Annotated in this window: 4 protein-coding genes; 3 read left to right on the top strand and 1 reads right to left on the bottom strand. The window is 65.3% G+C overall.

Translation table 11 applies throughout. The features are described from left to right. Positions 1–222 (bottom strand): SDR family NAD(P)-dependent oxidoreductase (locus EN742_RS30215; RefSeq protein WP_128333622.1); only part of this gene is annotated, 222 nt, incomplete at its 3' end. Positions 223–489: 267 nt separating this feature from the next. Between EN742_RS30215 and EN742_RS30210 the strand changes: the two genes are divergently transcribed. The 3 genes from EN742_RS30210 to EN742_RS30200 form a co-directional block, all read left to right on the top strand. Next, entirely contained in the window at positions 490–1,743 is a 1,254-nt protein-coding gene (locus EN742_RS30210; RefSeq protein WP_126059363.1) for a sarcosine oxidase subunit beta, read from the top strand. Between the two features lie 63 nt (positions 1,744–1,806). Next, the gene (locus EN742_RS30205; protein ID WP_126058369.1) at positions 1,807–2,103 is read left to right on the top strand and encodes a sarcosine oxidase subunit delta; all 297 of its coding nucleotides are present in this window, start codon (positions 1,807–1,809) and stop codon (positions 2,101–2,103) included. After that, on the top strand, positions 2,100–2,958 hold an 859-nt coding region (locus EN742_RS30200), incomplete at its 3' end, for a 2Fe-2S iron-sulfur cluster-binding protein (protein WP_128333621.1). The genes EN742_RS30205 and EN742_RS30200, both read left to right, overlap by 4 nt.

Raw genomic sequence — 2,958 nt, 5'->3', positions numbered from 1 at the left:
GACGAGGGCTTTTGCGAAGGCTTCGTCGCGCACGTCGCCGGCCAGCGCGACCGCCGTGCCGTCGGCGTCCTCGATCTCGCCGACAATCCTGTCGAGCTCCGCCTGTCGGCGGGCGGCGACGATCAGCCGGGCACCCTGTTCGGCGAAAAGTTTCGCAGTGGCGCGGCCGATGCCGGAACTGGCGCCGGTGACGATGGCGACCTTGTCTGTCAGTGCGAACATCTTCTGAGCATCCTTCTTTCGTGCCGGCCTTTCCAGCGATCGGACGCTTGGTCGCAAATGGCGGCGGTCCGAGCCACCCGAAAGCTGCATTGGGGTTTGTGCCGCGTGGCTTGGTGCTCGCCTGTGGATGTCACGGCGCAAAACGGCAAGCGCCGTCGCAAACAGCGCAAGGATGGCAGCGCGGTTTCGCTAGTGATACTCCTCGCGTGCCGAGGCGGGGATGCCCGGCCGCAAATCCGCGAAAGCTACTGGCGCGAGGCCTGGAACGTGAAGAAATATTCGGTATTCGCCATTGCCCGCGAGGCCATGCGCGGCCACAAGGGCTGGGAAGAGCAATGGTCTTCGCCGGAGCCGAAGAAGGAATACGACGTCATCATCGTCGGCGCCGGCGGCCATGGCCTGGCGACGGCCTACTACCTGGCCACCGTGCATGGCATCACCAATGTCGCGGTGCTGGAGAAGGGCTGGCTCGGCGGCGGCAACACCGGCCGCAACACCACCATTATCCGCTCCAACTATCTCTATGACGAGAGCGCCGGCATCTATGACCATGCGTTGAAGCTGTGGGACGGGCTCAGCCAGGAGCTCAACTATAACGTCATGTATTCGGCGCGCGGCGTGATGATGCTCGCGCACAATGTGCACGACATCCAGGTGCTGAAGCGCCATGTGCACGCCAACCGCCTCAACGGCATCGACAATGAATGGCTGACGCCGGAGCAGGCGAAGGAGTTCTGCCCGCCGCTCAACATCTCCAAGGATGCGCGCTATCCCGTGGTGGGTGCGGCCCTGCAGCGGCGCGGCGGCACCGCGCGTCACGACGCCGTCGCCTGGGGCTATGCCCGCGGCGCCTCGGCGCGCGGCGTCCACATCATCCAGAATTGCGAGGTCACCGGCGTCAAGCGGGCGCCGAACGGCGCAGTCATGGGCGTCGACACGACGCGCGGCTTCATCGGCGCCAAAAAGGTCGGCGTGGTCGCGGCCGGCCACTCCTCCGTCATCATGGATATGGCGGGCGTGCGCATGCCGCTGGAAAGCTATCCGCTGCAGGCGCTGGTCTCGGAGCCGGTCAAGCCGGTCGTGCCCTGCGTGATCATGTCGAACACGGTGCACGCCTATATCTCGCAGTCGGACAAGGGCGAGCTGGTGATCGGCGCCGGTACCGACCAATATGTCTCCTATTCGCAGACCGGCGGCCTGCACATATTGCAGCATACGCTCGACGCCATCTGCGAGATGTTCCCGATCTTCACGCGCATGAAGATGCTGCGCTCCTGGGGCGGCATCGTCGACGTAACGCCGGACCGCTCGCCGATCCTGGCCAAGACGCCGGTCAAGGGCCTCTATGTCAATTGCGGCTGGGGCACGGGCGGCTTCAAGGCGACGCCGGGCTCGGGCCATGTCTTTGCGCATACGATTGCCAAGGACGATCCGCACCCGATCAACGCGCCCTTCACCATCGAGCGCTTCCGCACCGGCCGTCTGATCGACGAGGCCGCGGCGGCGGCGGTGGCGCACTGATGGTTGCCGAAAGGCTTTGCGACCAACCGGCCACCGGCCACGGCGAATTGTAGGAAACAACAGATGCTTCTCATCCGCTGCCCCTATTGCGAGGAAGAGCGCCCGGAACTCGAATTCCGCAACGCCGGCGAGGCGCATATCGCGCGCTCGACCAACATGGCCGGCGAAAGCGACGACGATTTCGAGAAGTTCTTCTTCATCCGTTCGAACCCCAAGGGCGTGATCTATGAGCGCTGGCGGCACATGCATGGCTGCGCGCGCTTCTTCAACGCCGTACGCGACACCGTCACCGACAAGTTCATCATGACCTACAAGGCCGGCGAGCCGAAGCCCGCGAAGCTGCCGGGAGCCTCGAAATGACCCCCTCCTTCCGCATTTCCGGCGCTGGCCGCCTCAAGCAGGCAAAGACTGCTCGCTTCAGCTTCGACGGCCAGGCCTATACCGGCGTCGACGGCGATACGCTCGCTTCCGCGCTGCTCGCCAACGGCGTCCATCTCGTCGGTCGTTCGTTCAAGTATCACCGGCCGCGCGGCTTCCTTTCCGCCGGCGCCGAGGAGCCGAACGCCCTGGTGCAGATCGTGCGTGACGACGCGCGCAAGACGCCGAATGTGCGCGCGACCGTGCAGGAGCTCTATGACGGGCTCACCGCCAACTCGCAGAACCGCTGGCCGTCGCTCGCTTTCGACGTCGGCGCGGTCAACGACATCGCCTCGCCGCTGTTCTCGGCCGGTTTCTACTACAAAACCTTCATGTGGCCGAAGGCGGCCTGGAAGAGCCTCTACGAGCCGAAGATCCGCGCCGCGGCAGGTCTCGGCGTTTCGCCGGACAAGCCGGATCCCGACCACTATGGCGCGCGCTATGCCCATTGCGAGGTGCTGGTGCTGGGCGGCGGTGCGGCCGGCATCGCGGCGGCACTTGCCGCCGCCGAGACTGGCGTCAGGGTGATCCTCGCCGACGAGCAGGCCGAGTTCGGCGGCAGCCTGCGCTTCGAGGCCGGCGCCAGGATTGACGGCGAGGACGGCTTTGCCTGGGCTCAAGGCGCGATCGCGAAGCTCAAGGCGATGGACAATGTCCGTTTGCTGACGCGCACGACGGCTTTTGGCTATTATGCGCAGAATTTCGTCGGGCTGGTCGAGCGGGTCAGCGACCATTTGCAGAACCCGGGCAGCGATTTGCCGCGCGAGCGGCTATGGCAGGTCCGGGCCAAGCGCGTGG

It is taken from the genome of Mesorhizobium sp. M4A.F.Ca.ET.020.02.1.1 (genome assembly GCF_004022645.1).
Taxonomy (GTDB): Bacteria; Pseudomonadota; Alphaproteobacteria; order Rhizobiales; family Rhizobiaceae; genus Mesorhizobium.
The sequence above is the reverse complement of the archived record's forward strand: the minus strand, read 5'-3'. Positions and strand labels throughout refer to the sequence as shown.

Bases quoted from the DNA above. Each gene is read 5' to 3' on its own strand.
- EN742_RS30205 (WP_126058369.1), top strand. From the start codon at position 1,807: ATGCTTCTCATCCGCTGCCCCTATTGCGAGGAAGAGCGCCCGGAACTC.